Origin of the sequence: Agromyces sp. MMS24-JH15 (genome assembly GCF_043518605.1) — a bacterium.
Taxonomy (GTDB): Bacteria; Actinomycetota; Actinomycetes; order Actinomycetales; family Microbacteriaceae; genus Agromyces.
This window is the reverse complement of sequence record NZ_CP171358.1, coordinates 298,142-318,255: the sequence shown is the minus strand read 5'-3', so window position 1 is coordinate 318,255 and position 20,114 is coordinate 298,142. Positions and strand designations below refer to the sequence as shown.

Sequence of the window (20,114 nt, the reverse complement as noted above, 5' to 3'; positions counted from 1 at the left end):
AGGCTGATTCCGCTCGGGCGCTCCTCGAACACAGGGCGGGGTCGTTGGTCGAGGAGCGCCGCCGGAGGCGACGCGTCTCGAGACCGTCGGGCGTGCTCCTCGACCACCGCACCGCTCCAGTCTCCCCGTCGCGGCGGCAGAATGGGAGGATGCCGGTTCGGATCGACCTCAACTGCGACCTCGGCGAATCCTTCGGGGCCTGGCGGCTCGCCGACGACGCCGCGCTGTTCGAGGTCGTCTCGAGTGCGAACGTCGCGTGCGGATTCCACGCGGGCGACCCCGTGGTCATGCGCTCGAGCGTCGCGCTCGCGGTCGCGCACGGCGTCGCGCTCGGCGCGCATCCGGGCTACCGCGACCTCGCGGGATTCGGCCGGCGCGCGCTCGCCGCGGCTCCCGACGAGCTCGCGGCCGAGCTCCTGTACCAGCTCGGCGCGCTCGACGGCATCGCACGCGCGGCCGGCACCCGGGTCCGCTACGTGAAGGCGCACGGCGCGCTCTACCACCGGCTCGGCGCCGACGAGGAGGCGGCGCGCGCCTACGCGGCCGCGGTCGCCGCCTACGACCCCGCGCTGTCGCTCCTGGGCATGGCGGGCAGCGCACTCGAGCGCGCGTCGGATGCCTCGGGCCTGCGCTTCGCGCGCGAGGCCTTCGTCGACCGGGGCATCCTTCCCGACGGCTCGCTCGTGCCGCGCGGTGAGCCGGGGGCGATCGTGACGGACCCGTCGGTCGCGGCCGCGCGCGCGGTCGAGCTCGCGGGGCGCGCCGACGTCGACTCCCTCTGCTTCCACGGCGACACGCCGGGCGCGATCGGGATCGGCCGAGCGGTGCGCGAGGCTCTCGACGCGGCGGGCGTCGTCGTGGAGCCGTTCGCGTGAGCCGGCGCATCCTGCCGTCGGGCGAAACGGCGCTGCTCGTGGAATGCGACGACCTCGCCGACGTCCTGGTGCTCCACGACCTGCTCGCGGCCGACCGGCCGCACGGGCTCATCGACCTCGTGCCCGCGGCGCGCACCGTGCTCGTCGGCGTCGACCCGCGGCGGCTGCCGCTCGAGTCGGCCGCGGCGTGGATCCGGCGGGCGGGCGCCGGCGCGGAGGCCGCGCGGCCAGACACCGCGCACCCCGGGGCGCAGCCCGAGACGGCGCAGCCCGAGGCGCCGCCCGCATCCGCGGTCGTCCCGGTCGTCTACGACGGCGAGGACCTCGCCGCGACCGCCGACCTGCTCGGCCTCTCGCCCGAGGCGCTCGCAGCGCGCCACCGCGCCGCGCACTGGCGGGTCGCGTTCATCGGGTTCGCGCCCGGGTTCGCCTACCTCGTCGCCGACGACTGGCCGTTCGAGGTCCCGCGACTGGATGCCCCGCGCACGCGCGTGCCGGCGGGCGCGCTCGGCCTCGCCGGACCGTTCTCGGGCGCCTACCCCCGGCAGAGTCCCGGCGGGTGGCGCCTCATCGGCCGGACCGACGCGGTCCTGTGGGATCCGGATGCCCCGAGCCCGGCGCTCCTGGCACCCGGCACGCGCGTCCGCTTCGAGGCAGCGGCGTCGTGAGCGCGCTCGAGGTGCTGGCCGCCGGCGCCCTGGCCCTCGTGGAGGACCTCGGCCGCCCCGGCTTCGCGCACCTCGGCGTGGCCCGATCGGGTGCGCTCGACCGCGGCGCGCTCGCGCTCGCGAACCGGCTCGTGGGGAACCCGGACGGCGCGGCGGCGCTCGAGCTCACGGGCGGCGGGTTCCGAGCCCGGTTCGCGTCGGAGCGCTGGTTCGCGGTCGCCGGCGCGTGGGGGCCGGTCCGACTCGACGGACACCGGATCGCACCCTACGCGGCCGCGCGCGCGTCGGCCGGGTCGGAGATCGAGGTCGGCATGCCGGAGCGGGGCATCCGCTCGTACCTCGCCGTGCGCGGCGGCATCGACGTGCCCGAGGTGCTGGGGTCGCGCTCGCGCGACACGCTCGCCGGGCTCGGGCCGGCGCCCGTCGCCGCGGGCGACGTGTTGGCGCTCGGCGCCGAGCCAAAGGCATCCGTCCCGGTCCTGGACGCCGAGGCGGCCTTCCCGCCGCCGACCGGCACGGTCACGCTGGGGCTCCTGCCCGGTCCCCGCGGCGACTGGTTCACGGATGCCTCGCGCGCCGCGCTGTTCGATCGCGAGTGGCGCTGCTCGGCCGACGCCGACCGGGTCGGCGCGCGACTCGACGGCGTGCCGCTCGAGCGACGCGTCCGCGGCGAGCTGCCGAGCGAGGGGACCGTGCCCGGGTCGGTGCAGGTGCCGCCGTCGGGCCTGCCGACGATCCTGCTCGCGGACCGCCCCGTCACCGGCGGCTACCCCGTGATCGCGGTCGTCTCCGCCGCGTCGCTCGACCGCGTGGCGCAGCTGCGCCCCGGTCAGTCGGTGCGCTTCCGCCACGCGTGAGCCGAGTTCGGCCCCTCGTGACCCCGGAGTCTCGTCAGCCCTTCGGGGCGAAGACCGAGCGCGAGGGCGCCGGGCTCGGCACGGCGGTCGCGTCGAGCGCGACGGGCGCGCCCGCGATGAAGCGGCGGAGCTCCTCGCCGTCCACGAGCTTGGCGGGCGACGGATCGCTCGCGAGACGGCGGGGCATCCCGGCGAACGGGAGCTCGTGCGCCGAGGCGAACATGACCAGGTTCCCGAACCGGCGTCCCTTCAGGAGCTGGCTGTCCGCGGCGATCGCGACGTGCGCGTGCACGTGGGCGAGCGTGGCCGCCTGGGACCGCGCGAACGCGAGTCCGGCGCCGTCGGCGACGTTCACCGCGACCACGCCGTGCGGCGCGAGCCGCTTCGCGACGAGCTCGTGGAACTCGACCGTCGTGACGTGCGCGGGGGTCCGCGCGCCCGCGAAGACGTCGACCACCGCGAGGTCGACGACGCCGTCGAGGCCGGCCGGGAGCTTCTGCAGCACCTCGCGCGCGTCGCCCTGGCGGACCCGGATCTGCGCGCCGCGCGGCAGCGGCAGGTGCTCGCGCACGAACTCGACGAGGTCGCGCTCGAGCTCGATCACCTGCTGCCGCGACCCGGGCCGGGTGGACTGCAGGTAGCGCGGCAGCGTCAGCGCGCCCGCGCCGAGGTGCAGCGCGGTGATCGGCTGCCGTTCGGGCGCGACGAGGTCGGCGGCGTGCCCGATGCGGCGCACGTACTCGAACTCGAGCCACTCGGGGTGCTCGAGGTCGACGTGCGACTGCGGCGTGCCGTCGACCTCGAGGGTCCACGCGTCGGGCCGGTCGCGCGACGGCACGAGCCGGGCGAGGCCGCCGCCGGCGAGCACGCGTTCATGGAGGGGCACGGATGCCACGCTACCGGCGCCCGCTCAGCACGCGCCCCAGAGCACGTGGTCGAGCCTCGCGCCCTCGAGCACCTCGGCGGGGTGCGGCCCCCGTTCGCGCAGGCGCGGCACGATGCGCTCGGGCATGCCGCCCGGCGCGACGACGAGCACGGTGTTGCCGTCCTCCGAGCCCGCGATCACGTTCGCGTCGCCCGTGGCGACGAGCGTCGCGCGCGGGTCCGCTCGCGCGACCGCCCGGGCGAGTGCGCCCAGGCGGACGAGTCCGGCTCCGTCGGCGACGTTCGCGACGAGCACGCCGTCGGGGGCGAGCAGCGCGAGCGCATCGGCGAGGAACGCGGGGTCGGTCGTGAACGCGGGCGGATCGAGGCGAGTGTAGAGGTCGAGCACGACGAGATCGGATGCCCCGCGCCCGGCGCCCGCGGCGAGGTCGACGATCGCGTCCCGGGCATCCGCGACGACCGTCTCGATGTCGGCGCCGCGGGGGAGCGGCAGCCGCTCGAGCACGAGCCGGAGCAGCCGTTCGTCGTGCTCGACGACGACCTGGCTCGAGCCGGGGCGGGTCGCGTCGACGTACCGCGGGAGCGTGAGCCCCCCGCCGCCGAGGTGGGTCGCGCGGATGGGCGCGCCCGGGGTCCCGAGCGCGTCGATCACGTGGCCGATGCGCCGCGTGTACTCGAAGAAGAGCCGGGTGGGGTCGCCGCGGTCCACGTGCGACTGCGCCGTGCCGTCGACGATCAACGTCATGCCCGTGGGGGAGAAGATGTCCGCCTCGAACTCGATCCGACCCATGCGGCCATCGTGGCATGCTCGAGCGGCCGCGAGATGAGCAATGCCTACCCATGCGTCCGCATCCATCGCCGTGGCATGCTCGGACCGCGCGCGAGCACCCGGCGCGCCCGACCCGAGGAGGCGGCATGACCGAGATCTACGATCGGCTCGGCGGGCCCGACGGCGTCCGCACCGCCGTCAGCGTGTTCTACCAGCGCGTGACCGCCGACCCCGAGCTCGCGCCGTGGTTCGAGGGCATCGACCTCGATCGGCTGCAGGCCCACCAGCGAGCGTTCCTCGCGGCCGCGTTCGGCGGGCCGCGCGTGTTCTCGGGGCGGACGCTCTCCGAGGCGCACGCCGGCCTCGAGATCACCGACGCGGCATTCGATCGCATCGTCGAGACCCTGATGACCTCGCTCGCCGACCTCGGCGTCGACGCGCAGGCCGTCGTGGCCGTGGGCGAGCGGCTCGAGGAGGTCCGCGGGGAGATCGTGACGACCGTCCCAGGCGCGGACGACCCCGTCAGTGCCGCTTCGGCGCCGTCGACGACCTGAGCTCGCGTCGGCCGCGGATCCCGAGCTTCGCGTACGTCGACTGCAGGTGGTTGTTGACCGTCCGCACCGAGAGGAAGAGGCGGACGGCGATCTCGTTCGAGCTGAGGCCCTGCGCCGCGAGCGACGCGATCTCCCGCTCGCGCGGCGTGAGCGGCTCGGCGCCGTCGGCGAACGCCAGCTTCGGCGTGCGCGCGCCCTCGCAGGCCGCCGACAGGGATGCCGCGTGCTGGAGGTCCGCGGCACCCTCGCGCCCGAGTCCCGCAGCCCTCGCCGCCGTCCCGGCCGAGGCGAACGCCTCCGCGGCGTAGAGCAGGTGGCCGACGCGCTCCCACTCCCCGCCGACCGCGCGCAGCGCGACGGGATCGGCGGCGGCCTCGGCGCGCGCGTGCGCGAGGCGCCGGGCCAGCGCGGTGCATCCGGTCGCGGGCAGGGCGGCGAGCCGTTCTGCCGCGGCGGCGGCGTGCGCGCGCGTGCCGATCCGCGTGAGGTGGTGCAGGAGTCCCGCCGCGGCGGAGTCGGCACCGCGCGGCACGAGCCGGTCGACGCGGGCGAGCAGCACGCGGGCGGCCGCGTCGGCGTCGCCCTGCGCCGCGTGGATCCAGGCGTCGGCGAGCGCGGTGACCGAGTTGTCCTCGTCGACGCCGTCCACGACCCGCGCGCGGAGCTCGCGCGCCCGCTCGACATCGCCCTGTTCGGCGGCGATCACGGCGAGGAATCCGAGCGCGGGTTCGCGCAGTGACGCGGGGCCGTGCAGTTCGGCCCCGCCGACCGTGTCGCGGAACCAGCGGGCGGCCGTGTCCAGTCGGCCCGCCTGCCACGCGAACCGGCCCATCAGGAACTCGTCCAGGCGTGCCGTGATGCGGTCGTCGTTGCGGATCGCGTCGTGCAGGGACGCCAGCGTCGTGGCCCGCGCCTCGTCGAGCCGGTCATCGGCCAGGAGTGCGTGCGCGAGGATGAGCTGGGCTCGCCGGGTCGGCACCGCAGAGCCGGCCGTGCCGGTGCGGGCGATCGCGCGGTTCGCGGCGGCGGTCGCCGCCTCGGCCTCGTTGTGCGCGGCGAGGGGCATGGCGCGGGCGAGGTCGAGCACGGCCCGCTCGGTCGGGCTGTCGCCGGATGCCGCGGCGGCGACCTCGACCATGCGCAGCGACTCGTCGACCCGCTCGAGGTCGAGCAGCAGGATCGACCTGGCGAGCGACAGGGTCGCGGTCTGGCTGGGCAGTACCCGCTCGAGTTCGTCGAGGAGGTCGATGCCGCGCTGCTGCCCGAGCGGGTCGCCGCCGAACACGTCGCTGCGCGCGGCGGCGATGCCGGCGACGACGTCGGGCGGGTTCCCCGCTGCGGCGGCGGCACGGTCGGCTCGGTCGAGTTCGGCGAGCGCGTCGTCGGCCCGTCCGAGCGACCACAGCAGCTGCGCGTGCAGCAGCAGGGTGGCGGCATCGCGCGCGCCCGCGACGATCGCGGCCGCCACGAGGCGCTCGGCCGTGCGGTGGTCGTGCGCGAGGCGGGCGAGCCCCGCCGACCGCACGAGCAGCTCGGGATCCGTCGGTCGCCCGGCGTCGAGTCGCCACGTCGCGACGCGCAGTTCGTCGACCGCGTCACGCGACTGCGCGGCGAGGCGGTCGGCCTGTTCGAGCAGCAGCGACATCGCCCGGATCCGCGGCATCGACTCGCGCACGGCCGTCGCGTAGTGCGGGTGGGCCAGGCGGACCCGGATGCGCGGGGTGGATTCGTCGACCTGAACGAGTCCGCGCTGCTCGAGCGCGGTGAGCGCATCGATCGCATCGGGCCGGACGAGCTCGTCGAGGGCGAGCGGCTCGCACAGTGCGAGCCGCTCGATGACGTCGCGTTCGGCGACGCCGAGGGCGTGCAGGCGGGCGCGGATCAGGTCCCGCAGCGCCGGCGTGGAGACCGGCTCGCCGTCGAGCTGCCAGAGGCCGTCGGCCTCGACGAGGGTGCCCGAGCCGTGGGCGCCGATCGCGAGCTCGCGGAGATAGAGGGGATTGCCCTGCGCCGCGCGGTGCAGTTCGACGGCGTCGCGGTGCGCGACCGGACCGCCGAGCACGAGCGCGAGCAGCTCGCCGACCTCGTCGACGTCGAGCGGCGGCACGTCGAGCCGGACGCTGTCGCCGGCGGACGCGACGCCCAGCAGGGCCTCGGGCAGCGGGTCGCCCTCGCGAACCGTCGCGGCGAGCCGGAGCAGCCCCGCCTCGACGAGCTGGGCGAGCAGGGTCGCGGACACGGGATCGACGACGGTGATGTCGTCGACCGCGGCGATGACCGGGTGCCCGTCGCCGAGTGCCCGGATCGCTTCCGAGGCCCTCGCGAACAGCGCGACGGGGTCGGCCGCGGTGCTCGCGAGCGAACCGCCTTCCCTCGCGAGCGCGGGCGCGAGCGCGGCGAGCGGCACGGCGCTGAGCGCGGGGTTCCCGCTGAGCGGCAGGATGATCCGGTCGTCCGCCGCGAGTTCGTCGGCGATGGCGCGCACGACGCGGCTCTTCCCGATGCCGCTCGGGCCGTAGGCGAAGACGGTGCGGGCCCCGTTCGACAGCCCCGCGACTCCGCGGTCGACGAGCGCCGCACGACCCACGAGGGGCCACGCCTCGTCGAGCGCGAGCGCCCGGGCTGCGGCGGAGCCCTCGCCTGACCGACCCATCTCGCCCTTCCGGTCCTCGGCCGCCGGCCGCTGGGGTTCAGGGTACGCCCGGCGTTCCGGTGGGCGACAGCACCAGGGGCACCCCTGAACGGGGGACAGATGAGCAATCGTCGACCGCCGCGTGGGCAATCGCACGGAGCAGGTGAGCAACCCCCGCGGTGCACTGGGCACGCCGCCCGCGGGAATGAGCAGGTCCTGCCCATCCGCGGCGGGGCCGACCACCGGAATCCTCGTTCCCGGCGCCGTTGCGCCCACGACCTCCCTCCCATCCACCACGCACAAGGAGCACGATCATGAACCTCTTCAAGCAGTTCGGCGACATGGCCCAGATGGTCCAGGCGGCACCCGGCCTGATCGATTCGGCCGGCCGGCTCGCCGACCAGTCCGCCGCCTACCGGGCGCAGATGGACCAGCAGGCCGTCCAGGCGCTGAACGCCCAGCCGCAGCCCGGCAACCTCGAGCCGATCGCCGGGGTCGACCTCGAGCGCTATGCGCGCATCGTGAAGGGCGTCGCCGCCTTCGGCTACGACGAGTCCCGCCTGACCGAGGTGGCGCGCGGCTTCGGCGTCGACGCCGAGTCGTGGGCGGCCGCGCAGGCGGGCTGGGGCGGCCGGATCCAGGTCGACCGCGGGGTCGGGCGCCGGTTCAACGAGATCTACCAGGCGGTGTGAGATGGGCTTCCTGAAGGACCTCTCGACCCTCACCCGCCAGGCGAACGAGCGCCGCGACCGGTTCGACGTCGGTGCGAGCCTCGCGGCCGCGCAGGCCTCGATCGACCAGGCCAACCGCATGATGGCGGCGTCGGTTCCGCAGGCGACGGATGCCTCGCTCGAGCCGCTGCGGATGCGCACGACGGCGACCGTGGTCGGCGCGCGGCAGCTCCCCATGATGGTCGGCATGAACGCCATGGTCGAGCTCGACGTGCACGTGCTGATGCCGGGCGGCGTGCCGCTGCCGGTCACCCGCACCGAGCAGGTCGCGCCGCTGCAGCTCGCCGCGGTGCAGCCGGGCGCGCAGCTTCCGGCCAGCATCGTGCCGGGGCATCCTGAGACGTTCCGGATCGAGTGGGCCGCCTGACGCCCGCCCGACCCGCAGCCGGGGGCCCTCGCCGGATCGTCCGGCGGGGGCCTCAGCCGCGTGCGGCGCGGGATGCCTCGAACGCGTCGAGCGCGGCCGAGAGGAGCTGGTCGCGGTCGAGGCCCGAGCCCGCCGCGAGCGCGGCGATCCTGGCCTCGAGATCCGGCGAGGCGGGCGCCGCAGGCGCGGATGCCTCGGCGGGGGCGACGGCGCCGCCCGGGGCATCCGATCCGCCCGGGGCATCCGATGCACCCGGGAGCGGATCGCGCAGGAACAGCGCGAGGACCGGCACGACGATCGTGCCGAGCGCGTCGAGGATCGCGATGACGCCGAACCACCGCCAGTAGGTGTCGCCGCCCTCGGCGCCGGGGATCTCCCCGTCGGTCGCGAGCGGGAGGACGAGCATGATCGCGACGACCGCGATCGCCGCGAGCGTCGCGCCGAGGGGGATGCGGATCGCCGAGCGGCGTCGCGCGGCGAGCAGCAGGAGCAGGTTGGCGTGGGCGAGGCTCACCGCGAGGATCGAGGCGACGCCGAACCACCGCCAGAGGTCCCAGCCGTCCCAGGTCTCGGGGACCCCCCAGACGGTGATGGTGCCGAGCACGAGGGCGACGCCGCTCACGACGAGGCCGGCGAAGCCGACCGCGCGCACCGGCCGCCCGGCGACGGCGAGGTGGCAGAGCGCGGTGATGCTGAACCCGGCGACGAGGAGGGTGGTCGAGAGGATGCGCCACTGGACGTCGCCGAAGGCGCCACCGAGCAGTACGAGGATGCCGAGCACCGCCGTGATCGAGAGCGAGGCGATGATCGCGATCACGGCCGCGCGACGGGCGCCGCGGAGCGGGGTGGCGGGGGCGGGCGGGGGTGCTGCATCGGTCATGTGGACCTCCTCGTCGCCGTCAGCCTAGGAGGCCGGCGAGGCGGTTCGGGGGGCGTTTCCACAGGCCTCCGGCGGGGTTATACCGGAGTTTCCAAGAGAGGTCAAGATTCGACTGGACATCCCGCCCGATATCGCATATAGTCGAGGTTTGCGCTCCCAGACCCAACTTGCCTTCATATTGCGGTCGGCTTCCAATGCGTCTCCGGGGTCATTCGACCTCCGGCTTCGCATCCGTCTGCGGGGTTCTCTCCACCACCATCGACAGTGAACCGGCCCTCATGGGGCCCTGGAGGTCATTTCCTTGGCTGCTGCGCGCAACGCATCGACGCCCACCCAGAAGAACGGACGCGGTGCAAGCCGCCTCTCGTTCGCGAAGATCACCGACACCCTCACCGTACCCGACCTGCTCGCCCTGCAGACCGAGAGCTTCGACTGGCTCGTCGGCAACGAGGCGTGGCGCGCCCGGGTCGAGGAGGCCGTGGAGGCAGGTCGGCAGGACCTGCCCGAGGCCACCGGTCTGGAGGAGATCTTCGAGGAGATCTCGCCGATCGAGGACCTCGGCGAGACCATGCAGCTCTCGTTCTCGAACCCCGAGCTCGAGCCCGAGAAGTACACGATCGACGAGTGCAAGGAGAAGGGCAAGACCTACTCCGCGCCGCTCTACGTGAACGCCGAGTTCATGAACCACCTGACCGGTGAGATCAAGACGCAGACCGTCTTCATGGGCGACTTCCCGCTCATGACCGACAAGGGCACGTTCATCATCAACGGCACCGAGCGCGTCGTCGTGTCGCAGCTCGTCCGTTCGCCCGGCGTCTACTTCGAGCGCACCCCCGACAAGACGTCCGACAAGGACATCTTCTCGGCGCGCGTCATCCCCAGCCGTGGCGCCTGGCTCGAGTTCGAGATCGACAAGCGCGACCAGGTCGGCGTCCGCATCGACCGCAAGCGCAAGCAGTCGGTGACCGTCTTCCTCAAGGCCCTCGGCCTCACCTCCGAGGAGATCCTCGAGGAGTTCGCCGGCTACGAGTCGATCGCCCTCACCCTGGAGAAGGACAACATCCTCACCAAGGAAGAGGCGCTGAAGGACATCTACCGCAAGCTCCGTCCGGGCGAGCAGGTGGCGACCGAGGCTGCGCGCGCCCTCCTCGACAACTTCTACTTCAACCCGAAGCGCTACGACCTCGCGAAGGTCGGCCGGTACAAGATCAACCAGAAGCTCGGCCTCGAGGCCCCGCTGACGGACTCGGTGCTCACGGTGCAGGACATCGTCGGCACGATCAAGTACCTGACCGCGCTGCACGAGGGCAAGGCGACCCTGCCGGGCCGTCGCAACGGCGCCGACGTCGAGATCCGCCTCGACGTCGACGACATCGACAACTTCGGCAACCGTCGCATCCGCGCCGTCGGCGAGCTGATCCAGAACCAGGTCCGCACCGGCCTCTCGCGCATGGAGCGCGTGGTCCGCGAGCGCATGACCACGCAGGACATCGAGGCGATCACGCCGCAGACCCTGATCAACGTGCGACCCGTCGTCGCCGCGATCAAGGAGTTCTTCGGCACCTCGCAGCTGTCGCAGTTCATGGACCAGAACAACCCGCTCGCGGGCCTGACCCACAAGCGTCGCCTCTCGGCGCTCGGCCCCGGCGGCCTCTCGCGCGACCGCGCGGGCGTCGAGGTCCGTGACGTCCACCCGTCGCACTACGGCCGCATGTGCCCGATCGAGACGCCGGAAGGCCCGAACATCGGCCTCATCGGCTCGCTCGCGTCGTTCGCGCGGATCAACTCGTTCGGCTTCATCGAGACGCCGTACCGTCGCGTCGTGGCCGGCAAGGTCACCGACAACATCGACTACCTCACGGCGATGGAGGAGGACGACTACATCGTCGCCCAGGCCAACGCGCCGCTGAAGGCGGACGGCCACTTCCAGGAGGACCGCGTCCTCGCCCGCAAGAAGGGCGGCGAGGTCGACCTCTTCCACGCCGACGAGATCGGGTACATGGATGTCTCGCCGCGCCAGATGGTGTCGGTGGCGACCTCGCTCATCCCGTTCCTCGAGCACGACGACGCGAACCGCGCCCTCATGGGTGCGAACATGCAGCGCCAGGCCGTGCCGCTGCTGCGCAGCGACTCGCCGTTCGTCGGCACCGGCATGGAGGGCTACGCCGCGGTCGACGCGGGCGACGTCATCACCGCCGAGAAGGCCGGTGTCGTGACCGAGGTCTCGGCCGACGTCGTGACCGTGCAGCTCGACGAGGGCGGTACGCAGCAGTACTGGCTGCGCAAGTTCGACCGCTCGAACCAGGGCACGTCGTACAACAACCGCGTCATCGTGAACGCCGGCGAGCGGATCGAGGCCGGCGAGGTCATCGCCGACGGCCCCGCGACCGACAACGGCGAGCTCGCGCTCGGCAAGAACCTCCTCGTGGCGTTCATGCCGTGGGAGGGCCACAACTTCGAGGACGCGATCATCCTCAGCCAGAACCTGGTGAAGGACGACGTCCTCTCCTCGATCCACATCGAGGAGTACGAGGTCGACGCCCGCGACACCAAGCTCGGCAAGGAGGAGATCACCCGCGACCTGCCGAACGTCAGCCCGGACCTCCTGGCCGACCTCGACGACCGCGGCATCATCCGCATCGGCGCCGAGGTCCGCCCCGGCGACATCCTCGTCGGCAAGGTCACGCCGAAGGGCGAGACCGAGCTCTCGGCCGAGGAGCGCCTGCTCCGCGCGATCTTCAACGAGAAGAGCCGCGAGGTCCGCGACACCTCCCTGAAGGTGCCCCACGGCGAGCAGGGCACGATCATCGGCGTCAAGGTGTTCGACGCGCAGGACGGCGACGACGAGCTCGGCTCGGGCGTCAACCAGCGCGTGGTCGTCTACATCGCCCAGAAGCGCAAGATCACCGAGGGCGACAAGCTCGCCGGCCGCCACGGCAACAAGGGCGTCATCTCGAAGATCCTGCCCGTCGAGGACATGCCGTTCCTCGAGGACGGCACGCCGGTCGACGTGATCCTCAACCCGCTCGGCATCCCGGGTCGAATGAACTTCGGCCAGGTCCTGGAGACCCACCTCGGGTGGATCGCCAAGCAGGGCTGGAAGGTCGACGGCAGCCCGGCGTGGGCCAAGCGCCTGCCGAAGGCCGCGCACGAGGCCGCCCCCGGCACCAAGGTCGCGACCCCGGTGTTCGACGGCGCGACCGAGGAGGAGATCAAGGGCCTGCTCGAGGCGACGATCCCCAACCGCGACGGCGACCGCATGATCGGCGAGTCCGGCAAGGCGCAGCTGTTCGACGGCCGCTCCGGCGAGCCGTTCCCGTACCCGGTCTCGGTCGGCTACATGTACATCCTGAAGCTGCACCACCTCGTCGACGACAAGATCCACGCGCGCTCGACGGGCCCGTACTCGATGATCACCCAGCAGCCGCTCGGTGGTAAGGCGCAGTTCGGTGGCCAGCGATTCGGCGAGATGGAGGTGTGGGCGCTCGAGGCGTACGGTGCCGCCTACGCCCTCCAGGAGCTCCTCACGATCAAGTCCGACGACATCCTCGGCCGCGTCAAGGTCTACGAGGCGATCGTCAAGGGCGAGAACATCCAGGAGCCCGGCATCCCCGAGTCGTTCAAGGTGCTCATGAAGGAGATGCAGTCCCTCTGCCTGAACGTCGAGGTCCTCTCGGCCGACGGCACCACGGTGAGCCTCCGCGACACCGACGACGAGGCCTTCCGCGCTGCGGAGGAGCTCGGCATCAACATCTCCAGCCGTTTCGAGTCCTCGTCGATCGACGAGATCTGAACCGGCCAGCCGACGGAATTCCGACACAGGAGAACTGAGAACTAGTGCTCGAATCAACTACTTTCGATCAGCTTCGCATCGGTCTGGCCACTGCCGACGACATCCGCAAGTGGTCCTACGGCGAGGTCAAGAAGCCCGAGACGATCAACTACCGCACGCTGAAGCCGGAGAAGGACGGCCTCTTCGGCGAGCAGATCTTCGGGCCGAGCCGCGACTGGGAGTGCGCGTGCGGCAAGTACAAGCGCGTCCGGTTCAAGGGCATCGTCTGCGAGCGATGCGGCGTCGAGGTCACCAAGAGCTCGGTGCGCCGTGAGCGGATGGGCCACATCGAGCTCGCCGCCCCGGTGACGCACATCTGGTACTTCAAGGGCGTGCCCTCGCGCCTCGGGTACCTGCTCGACATGGCGCCGAAGGACCTCGAGAAGGTCATCTACTTCGCCGCCTACATGGTGATCGACGTGGACGAGGACGGCCGTCACGCCGACCTCCCGGGCCTCGAGAACGAGATCCGCCGCGAGATCGAGACCATCGGCAACCAGCGCGACGTCCGCATCGCCCAGCTCATGGAGCGCAAGGAGAACGAGCTCGCCGAGCTCGAGGCCGACGGCGCCAAGGCGGACGTCCGCAAGAAGGCGGAAGCCGCGCAGGACAAGGAGATGGCGCTCGTGCGTCGCTCCGCCGACGAGCAGATCGCGCACCTCGAGCGCGTCTGGGAGGACTTCCGCACCCTCAAGGTCGGCGACCTGAAGGCGGAGGACACCGTCTTCCAGGACCTCCAGGACCGCTTCGGCTCGTACTTCGAGGCCTACATGGGCGCCGAGGCGATCAAGAAGCGCCTCCTCGCCTTCGACCTCGCGGCCGAGGCCGAGGACCTGCACCTGCAGATCGCCGAGGGCAAGGGCCAGAAGAAGATCCGCGCGATCAAGCGGCTCAAGGTCGTCAACTCGTTCCTGCAGACCGGCAACTCGCCGGCCGCGATGGTGCTCGACGTCGTCCCGGTCATCCCGCCGGAGCTGCGCCCGATGGTGCAGCTCGACGGTGGCCGGTTCGCGACGAGCGACCTGAACGACCTCTACCGTCGCGTGATCAACCGCAACAACCGCCTCCGTCGACTGCTCGACCTCGGCGCGCCCGAGATCATCGTGAACAACGAGAAGCGGATGCTGCAGGAGGCCGTCGACGCGCTGTTCGACAACGGCCGCCGCGGCCGCCCGGTCACGGGCACCGGCAACCGCGCCCTCAAGTCCCTGAGCGACATGCTCAAGGGCAAGCAGGGCCGGTTCCGCCAGAACCTGCTCGGCAAGCGCGTCGACTACTCGGGCCGTTCGGTCATCGTCGTCGGCCCGCAGCTCAAGCTCCACCAGTGCGGCCTGCCCAAGCAGATGGCGCTCGAGCTGTTCAAGCCGTTCGTGATCAAGCGCCTCATCGACCTGTCGCACGCGCAGAACATCAAGGCTGCCAAGCGCATGGTCGAGCGGTCGCGCGGCGAGGTCTGGGACGTGCTCGAGGAGATCATCCGCGAGCGCCCGGTGCTCCTCAACCGTGCGCCCACGCTGCACCGTCTCGGCATCCAGGCGTTCGAGCCGCAGCTCGTCGAGGGCAAGGCCATCCAGCTCCACCCGCTCGTCTGCGCCGCGTTCAACGCGGACTTCGACGGCGACCAGATGGCCGTGCACCTGCCGCTGTCGGTCGAGGCCCAGGCCGAGGCCCGCATCCTGATGCTGGCGTCGAACAACATCCTGAAGCCGTCGGACGGCCGTCCGGTGACCCTGCCCTCGCAGGACATGATCATCGGCCTGCACCACCTGACGACCGAGAAGGCCGGCGCCGCCGGCGAGGGCCGCGCGTTCTCGTCGATCGCCGAGGCGATCCTCGCGTTCGACCAGAACCGCCCGGGCGAGCACCAGCTCGACCTCGGCGCGCGCGTGCGCATCCGCCTCGAGGGCCTGCACTTCGCCGAGGGCGAGGAGCCGGAGGGCTTCGAGTCGGGCAAGCCGTTCCTGTACGAGACGACCCTCGGTCGCGCCATCTTCAACGAGGCGCTGCCGGTGGACTACCCGTTCTTCAACGAGCAGGCCGGCAAGGGCCAGATCTCGCAGATCGTCAACGACCTCGCCGAGCGCTACCCGAAGACCGAGGTCGCCGCGACGCTCGACCGGATCAAGGACGCCGGCTTCCGCTGGGCGACCCGTTCGGGCGTGACCGTGGCGCTGTCGGACATCGTCGAGCTCCCGCAGAAGGCGGAGATCGTCTCGAAGTACGAGAAGCAGGCCGCGAAGGTCCAGTCGCAGTTCGACAAGGGCCTCACGACCGACCTCGAGCGTCGCCAGGAGCTCATCCAGATCTGGACCAAGGCCACCGACGAGGTCGCCAAGTCCATGCAGGAGGAGTTCGCCAACAACTCCGACAACACCATCAACCGCATGGTGACGTCGGGTGCGCGTGGTAACTGGCTGCAGGTCCGCAACATCGCGGGCATGCGAGGCCTGGTGAACAACCCGAAGGGTGAGATCATCCCGCGCCCGATCATCTCCTCGTACCGCGAGGGCCTGTCGGTGGCGGAGTACTTCATCGCGACCCACGGTGCGCGCAAGGGTCTGGCCGACACCGCGCTCCGCACCGCGGACTCGGGCTACCTGACGCGTCGTCTGGTGGATGTCTCGCAGGACGTCATCATCCGCGAGGACGACTGCGGCACGACCAAGGGCCTGAAGCTGCCGATCGCGGTGACGGACGCCTCGGGCGAGCTCGTGCGCGACCCGAACGTCGAGAACTCGGTGTTCGCCCGGTCGCTCGCGGCCGACGCGGTGGACGCCAAGGGCGAGGTCATCGCCGAGGCGGGCTCCGACGTGGGCGACGTGCTCATCGACAAGCTGGTCGCGGCCGGCGTCGAGGAGATCACGGTCCGCTCGGTGCTGACCTGCGAGTCGGCGGTCGGCGTCTGCGCCGCCTGCTACGGCCGTTCGCTCGCGACCGGAAAGCTCGTGGACCTCGGCGAGGCGGTCGGCATCATCGCCGCCCAGTCGATCGGCGAGCCCGGCACGCAGCTGACGATGCGTACGTTCCACACCGGTGGTTCGGCGTCGGCGGACGACATCACGCAGGGTCTGCCCCGCGTGCAGGAGCTCTTCGAGGCGCGTACCCCCAAGGGTGCATCGCCGATCGTCGAGGCTCCGGGTCGCATCACGATCGACGAGACCGACCGTCAGCGCAAGGTCATCCTCACGCCCGACAACGGCGACGAGCCGATCGCGTACAACGTGCTCAAGCGTTCGACGCTGCTCGTGGAGGACGGCCAGCACGTCGACCTCGGCCAGCAGATCATCGTCGGCACCGTCGACCCGAAGGAAGTCCTCCGGGTCAAGGGTGTCCGCGCGGTGCAGAAGCACCTCGTCGACGGCGTCCAGGACGTGTACCGCTCGCAGGGCGTGCCGATCCACGACAAGCACATCGAGGTCATCGTCCGCCAGATGCTCCGCAAGGTCACCGTCGTCGACCACGGCGACACCGACCTGCTGCCGGGTGAGCTCGTCGACCGTTCGCGGTACAACGACATCAACCGCACGGCGCTCACCGAGGGTCGCAAGACCGCCTCGGCGCGCCAGGAGGTCATGGGTATCACGAAGGCCTCGCTCGCGACCGAGTCGTGGCTGTCGGCCGCCTCCTTCCAGGAGACGACCCGCGTGCTCACCGAGGCTGCGATGCAGGGCAAGAGCGACCCGCTGCTCGGCCTCAAGGAGAACGTCATCATCGGCAAGCTGATCCCGGCCGGCACCGGCCTGGCGAAGTACCGCAACGTGTCGGTGGATGCCACGGAGGAGGCGCGCCAGGAGCGCTACCCCAACCGCATCTTCACCGACGACGCGACCTTCACCGAGGGAGACCTCAGCTTCGTCGACTTCGACGCGTTCTCGAGCGACGACTTCACCCCCGGCAACTACAGCTAGTCGCCGGCGGTCGAATCGCCACGAAGGGCCCCGCATCCTCGGATGCGGGGCCCTTCCGCGTCCCGCGGGAGCGGAGCCTCCGGCGCTGCCCTTGCCGGTGGTCGAGGAGCGTCGGCGGAGCCTCCGGCGCGGCCCCTCGTGGTCGAGGAGCGCCCGCCTCGGTTCGGTGGTCGAGGAGCGCCCGCAACTGTTCCGGTGGTCGAGGAGCGCCCGACGGAGTCGGACGCGTCTCGAGACCAGGCTCACAGCCCCGGCTCGTGGGGGTCTCGAGACGCGTCGCCGCTCCGCGTCGGCGCTCCTCGACCCACGGGTGGGTGGTCGCCCCTCCCGGGTGGTCGGGTGGGGCTGCGGTGCTGTCCTGCCGCTCGCGGTGGTTGAGGAGCGTGCGCATCTGTTCCGGTGGTCGAGGAGCGCCCGCATCTGTTCCGGTGGTCGAGGAGCGCCCGACGGAGTCGGACGCGTCTCGAGACCAGGCTCTCCGCCCCATCTCGCGGGGGTCTCGAGACGCGTCGCCGCTCCGCGTCGGCGCTCCTCGACCACCGGAGCTCAGGTGTTCCTGGGTCGAGGGCGACGGCCGAACCGCTGGAGGTCCGCGATTCGACCCTGGATGAGCGCGTCGCGCTTGGCGCGGCCCCAGTTCTGGATCTGCTTCTCCCGGGTGAACGCGTCGTCGATCCGCGAATACTCCTCGACGTAGACGAGCTTCACCGGCAGCCTTCTTCGGGTGTACGCGGCTCCTTCGCCCGTCGCGTGCTGGGCGAGTCGCCGGTCGAGGTCGGTGGTGCTGCCCACGTACGTCGTTCCGTCGGCGCACTCGAGGATGTACAGGTACGGCATCCGGTCAGCCTGCGATGCCGTCGTGCTTCGCGAGCGAGTTCTCCACAAGGCTCCTCGATGTCCGGCACGCACCGGGTCTCGAGACGCGTCGCCGCTTCGCGTCGGCGCTCCTCGACCACCGGCCCGTGGTCGCCGCTTCGCGTGGGCGCCCTCGACCACCGATCCATGCACCTGCATGCTCCCCCAGTTGTGGGGGTTTGTCCCCCATTCTGCGGACACGTAGTCTCATGAACGCAAGACCCGTACCCCGGGCCGTGGCTCCCCCCGCCCCGGCCCGGGACCTTGCACCCACGATCGACGCCGACGCACCCGGCGCCGACGTTTCCGCGCGCTGATCTGCGGTTCTTCCGCCAAGGCATGCGCCTCGGGCCGCCGTCCACAGCCGGCGGTCTGCGGCGGAGCGCGGCCGCCCGGTGGTCTCCGGCCGAGCGCGAGCCCGCTGAAATCAGGTGGGTGCGACGCGACCCCCGATGGGGGGAACCCCCTATGGGGGAATGGTCCGCACTTGTGCGGACACGTAGGGTCGATCCGCCCCACCCGAATCCGGAGCCCGGACCCCCGAATCCGCGCACCGCCCCCCGAACCGCGAGGAGCCCTGCGTGCCCGCACTCGGCGAGATCCTGATCCTCCACGGCGACCTCCCCATCGAGCACCTCGACCTGATCATGGCGATGGACGAGAGCGACGACACCGCCGTCCAGGCCCTCGTCGACCGCGGAATCGTCAGCGACGAGCAGATCGCCAAGGCGCGCGCCGCGCAGCACGGCGTCGCCTACGTCGACCTCGAGGAGATCGAGGTCGACGCGAACGCCGTCGCACTCGTGAGCGCGGCGACCTGCCGCCGGCACTCGGTGCTCCCGATCGCGATCAGCAGCCAGGACCGCATCGTGGTCGCGATGGTCCGCCCCGGCGACGTCTTCGCGATCGACGACCTCCGTGCGGAGTCGGGCCTGCCGGTGCATCCGGTGGTCGCCCAGCGCCAGCAGGTGCTCGACGGCATCTCCCGCTTCCTCCGCGCCGACGACGAGATCTCCGAGCTCGCGACCGAGCTCGAGGACGACACGGTCGGCGAGCTCGGCGACGCGTTCAGCGTGGCCGAGGCGTCGGGCGACGACGCGCCGATCGTGCGCCTCGTGAACATGCTCGTGACGCAGGCGATCAACGACCACGCGTCGGACATCCACATCGAGCCGGGGGAGCGGAACGTCGGGATCCGCATCCGCATCGACGGCGTGCTGCACGAGATGCAGTCGGCCCCGAAGTCGATCCAGGCGGGGCTCGTGTCGCGCCTGAAGATCATGGCCGACATCGACATCGCCGAGCGTCGGAAGCCTCAGGACGGCCGCATGTCGGTCACCATCCAGGGCCGCAAGGTCGACCTCCGTGTCGCGACGCTGCCCACGGTGTGGGGCGAGAAGGTCGTCATGCGGATCCTCGACAACCAGGGTGCGAGCCTCGAGCTCGCCGACCTGGGGCTGAGCCCGCGCAACGGCGAGGTGTTCCAGCGCTCGTTCGTGAAGCCCCACGGCATGATCCTCGTGACGGGCCCGACGGGCTCGGGCAAGTCGACGACGCTCTACGCGACGCTGAACGCGATCGCGCGCCCCGAGGTCAACGTCCTGACCGTCGAGGACCCGGTCGAGTACCGGATGCCCGGCATCAACCAGGTGCAGGTCAACCCGAAGGCCGGCCTCACGTTCGCGAGCGCGCTGCGGAGCTTCCTGCGCAGCGACCCCGACATCATCCTCGTCGGCGAGATCCGCGACCACGAGACCGCGCAGATCGCGGTCGAGGCCGCGCTCACCGGCCACCTCATGCTCTCGACGCTGCACACGAACGACGCCGCGAGCGCGGTCACGCGACTCATCGAGATGGGCATCGAGCCCTTCCTGGTCGGCTCGGCGCTCGACTGCGTGGTCGCGCAGCGCCTCGCGCGTCGCCTGTGCGACCGCTGCAAGGAGGAGACGACGCTGACGCGCGAGGAGGTCGAGGCGCTCGGCTTCTCGCTCGAGGCGTGGATGTCCCCCAAGGTGCACCGCGCGGTGGGCTGCACCGTGTGCTCGGGCACGGGCTACCGCGGCCGAGTGGCGCTGCACGAGGTCATGCCGGTCGACGAGGAGATCGAGCGCCTCGCGGTCGCCCGCGCCTCGGCGTCGGAGATCGCGCAGGCGGCGCGCGCGGCGGGCATGCGCTCGCTCCGCGAGGACGGCTGGGACAAGGTCCGCGCCGGCGTCACGTCGGTCGACGAGGTGCTCCGGGTGGCGATCTAGGAATGGTGGAGAACACGATGACGAGCTTCCCTGGCGCGGTCGCCGCGGA

14 protein-coding genes are annotated in these 20,114 nt (G+C 71.8%); 9 read left to right on the top strand and 5 right to left on the bottom strand.

Going from position 1 to position 20,114, the window contains the following annotated elements; translation table 11 throughout:
* Window positions 1–149 precede the first annotated feature (149 nt).
* The 3 genes from ACDF64_RS01525 to ACDF64_RS01515 are packed head-to-tail and all read left to right on the top strand — an operon-like array spanning window position 150 to window position 2,400.
* Window positions 150–875 carry a LamB/YcsF family protein gene (locus tag ACDF64_RS01525; protein ID WP_394553021.1) on the top strand — a complete coding sequence of 242 codons (726 nt, stop codon included), beginning with the start codon at window positions 150–152 and terminating at the stop codon, window positions 873–875.
* A complete protein-coding gene (locus ACDF64_RS01520; RefSeq protein ID WP_394553020.1) occupies window positions 872–1,543 on the top strand; it encodes an allophanate hydrolase subunit 1 in 672 nt (223 codons plus the stop codon). Before ACDF64_RS01525 ends, ACDF64_RS01520 begins: the two co-directional genes overlap by 4 nt.
* Window positions 1,540–2,400, top strand: coding sequence for a biotin-dependent carboxyltransferase family protein (locus ACDF64_RS01515; RefSeq protein ID WP_394553019.1), 861 nt, complete (start codon window positions 1,540–1,542; stop codon window positions 2,398–2,400). Before ACDF64_RS01520 ends, ACDF64_RS01515 begins: the two co-directional genes overlap by 4 nt.
* A 34-nt stretch (window positions 2,401–2,434) precedes the next feature.
* Here ACDF64_RS01515 and ACDF64_RS01510 read toward each other — a convergent pair whose 3' ends face one another.
* Together ACDF64_RS01510 and ACDF64_RS01505 are read right to left on the bottom strand one after the other, a co-directional pair.
* Window positions 2,435–3,286, bottom strand: coding sequence for a spermidine synthase (locus ACDF64_RS01510; protein WP_394553018.1), 852 nt, complete (start codon window positions 3,284–3,286; stop codon window positions 2,435–2,437).
* Between the two features lie 24 nt (window positions 3,287–3,310).
* Complete coding sequence (locus ACDF64_RS01505; RefSeq protein WP_394553017.1) at window positions 3,311–4,075, bottom strand: spermidine synthase; 765 nt, start codon at window positions 4,073–4,075, stop codon at window positions 3,311–3,313.
* Window positions 4,076–4,200: 125 nt separating this feature from the next.
* On the opposite strand from ACDF64_RS01505, the gene ACDF64_RS01500 reads away from it, so the two are divergent.
* Window positions 4,201–4,608, top strand: a complete 408-nt coding sequence (locus ACDF64_RS01500; RefSeq protein WP_394553016.1) for a group 1 truncated hemoglobin — start codon at window positions 4,201–4,203, stop codon at window positions 4,606–4,608.
* Here ACDF64_RS01500 and ACDF64_RS01495 read toward each other — a convergent pair.
* Window positions 4,577–7,261, bottom strand: coding sequence for a LuxR C-terminal-related transcriptional regulator (locus ACDF64_RS01495; RefSeq protein ID WP_394553015.1), 2,685 nt, complete (start codon window positions 7,259–7,261; stop codon window positions 4,577–4,579). The genes ACDF64_RS01500 and ACDF64_RS01495 overlap by 32 nt on opposite strands.
* 293 nt (window positions 7,262–7,554) lie before the next feature.
* On the opposite strand from ACDF64_RS01495, the gene ACDF64_RS01490 reads away from it, so the two are divergent.
* Together ACDF64_RS01490 and ACDF64_RS01485 are read left to right on the top strand one after the other, a co-directional pair.
* On the top strand, window positions 7,555–7,932 hold the full coding sequence (locus tag ACDF64_RS01490) for a hypothetical protein (protein ID WP_394553014.1): 378 nt from the start codon (window positions 7,555–7,557) through the stop codon (window positions 7,930–7,932).
* 1 nt (window position 7,933) lies between these two features.
* Window positions 7,934–8,338 carry a hypothetical protein gene (locus ACDF64_RS01485; protein WP_394553013.1) on the top strand — a complete coding sequence of 135 codons (405 nt, stop codon included), beginning with the start codon at window positions 7,934–7,936 and terminating at the stop codon, window positions 8,336–8,338.
* 52 nt (window positions 8,339–8,390) lie between these two features.
* Here ACDF64_RS01485 and ACDF64_RS01480 read toward each other — a convergent pair whose 3' ends face one another.
* Window positions 8,391–9,218 (bottom strand): hypothetical protein, encoded by an 828-nt coding sequence (locus ACDF64_RS01480; protein WP_394553012.1) that lies wholly within the window; start codon window positions 9,216–9,218, stop codon window positions 8,391–8,393.
* Between the two features lie 301 nt (window positions 9,219–9,519).
* On the opposite strand from ACDF64_RS01480, the gene rpoB reads away from it, so the two are divergent.
* Complete coding sequence (rpoB, locus tag ACDF64_RS01475; RefSeq protein ID WP_394553011.1) at window positions 9,520–13,011, top strand: DNA-directed RNA polymerase subunit beta; 3,492 nt, start codon at window positions 9,520–9,522, stop codon at window positions 13,009–13,011.
* 44 nt (window positions 13,012–13,055) lie between these two features.
* Complete coding sequence (rpoC, locus tag ACDF64_RS01470) at window positions 13,056–16,958, top strand: DNA-directed RNA polymerase subunit beta' (protein ID WP_394553010.1); 3,903 nt, start codon at window positions 13,056–13,058, stop codon at window positions 16,956–16,958.
* 546 nt (window positions 16,959–17,504) lie between these two features.
* Here the strand turns inward: rpoC and ACDF64_RS01465 are convergent.
* On the bottom strand, window positions 17,505–17,795 hold the full coding sequence (locus ACDF64_RS01465) for a GIY-YIG nuclease family protein (RefSeq protein ID WP_394553009.1): 291 nt from the start codon (window positions 17,793–17,795) through the stop codon (window positions 17,505–17,507).
* Between the two features lie 599 nt (window positions 17,796–18,394).
* On the opposite strand from ACDF64_RS01465, the gene ACDF64_RS01460 reads away from it, so the two are divergent.
* Complete coding sequence (locus tag ACDF64_RS01460; RefSeq protein ID WP_394553008.1) at window positions 18,395–20,065, top strand: GspE/PulE family protein; 1,671 nt, start codon at window positions 18,395–18,397, stop codon at window positions 20,063–20,065.
* The last annotated feature ends 49 nt before the right edge of the window (window positions 20,066–20,114 follow it).

Bases quoted from the DNA above. Each gene is read 5' to 3' on its own strand.
- ACDF64_RS01525 (WP_394553021.1), top strand. From the start codon at position 150: ATGCCGGTTCGGATCGACCTCAACTGCGACCTCGGCGAATCCTTCGGG.
- ACDF64_RS01505 (WP_394553017.1), bottom strand. From the start codon at position 4,075: ATGGGTCGGATCGAGTTCGAGGCGGACATCTTCTCCCCCACGGGCATG.
- ACDF64_RS01490 (WP_394553014.1), top strand. From the start codon at position 7,555: ATGAACCTCTTCAAGCAGTTCGGCGACATGGCCCAGATGGTCCAGGCG.
- ACDF64_RS01495 (WP_394553015.1), bottom strand. From the start codon at position 7,261: ATGGGTCGGTCAGGCGAGGGCTCCGCCGCAGCCCGGGCGCTCGCGCTC.
- ACDF64_RS01485 (WP_394553013.1), top strand. From the start codon at position 7,934: ATGGGCTTCCTGAAGGACCTCTCGACCCTCACCCGCCAGGCGAACGAG.
- ACDF64_RS01500 (WP_394553016.1), top strand. From the start codon at position 4,201: ATGACCGAGATCTACGATCGGCTCGGCGGGCCCGACGGCGTCCGCACC.
- ACDF64_RS01465 (WP_394553009.1), bottom strand. From the start codon at position 17,795: ATGCCGTACCTGTACATCCTCGAGTGCGCCGACGGAACGACGTACGTG.
- ACDF64_RS01480 (WP_394553012.1), bottom strand. From the start codon at position 9,218: ATGACCGATGCAGCACCCCCGCCCGCCCCCGCCACCCCGCTCCGCGGC.